The following is a 551-nucleotide window of genomic DNA, read 5'->3' as shown; positions in this document are numbered from 1 at the left end:
CGAATCCCTCTTGAACAGTTTGTTAAACGCACATATCACGCGCTTAATTAAATATTGCTCCACGACCTTCTTGAACTGATAGTTCACCGTACTCTATAACCTGGTTTACTTTTTTGTAAGGCAAGTACACGACAATAGAGTAGCCAGAATTATGATCAAGATTAACGGCTATTGCATCTGAAACCTTACCTGAAGGAAGCGTAATACGAACATCGTAAACTACCGCTGTGGTGCTATATTGTCGATTTGCTGCTGCTTTAAGAAAGGCAGAATTGAGCAAATCAATGATCTCGGATGAAGGTGGGTATTCGTTCCCTTCGAAGACCGATACATCAACAACGTCTCCAGTTAAAGTCATCGCTGCACCATATGGATAAAACTCTCCATACTCAGATAACATTTTTTCCGCAAAAGGCAGCACCGAGTCAAATAAGTGTTGTGCGTCTTCTTTCCCTTTACCCAAATTGCCTCCAAAACAAAATGAACTAAGGCATAACAGCAAAGCTATCAAACTCAATTTCACCTGATTAGCCTCCATATGTCGTTTAACG

General features: G+C 40.7%; 1 protein-coding gene. It reads right to left on the bottom strand.

From position 1 onward, the window contains the following. Positions 1–43: 43 nt before the first annotated feature. A partial coding sequence (locus VHA02S_RS25090; RefSeq protein ID WP_218000911.1) for a hypothetical protein occupies positions 44–551 on the bottom strand: 508 nt, incomplete at its 5' end.

This window comes from Vibrio harveyi NBRC 15634 = ATCC 14126 = KCTC 12724, assembly GCF_001591145.1.
GTDB classification, from domain to species: domain Bacteria; phylum Pseudomonadota; class Gammaproteobacteria; order Enterobacterales; family Vibrionaceae; genus Vibrio; species Vibrio harveyi.
Note: the sequence above shows the minus strand (reverse complement) of the source record. Positions and strands in the feature narration are given on the sequence as shown.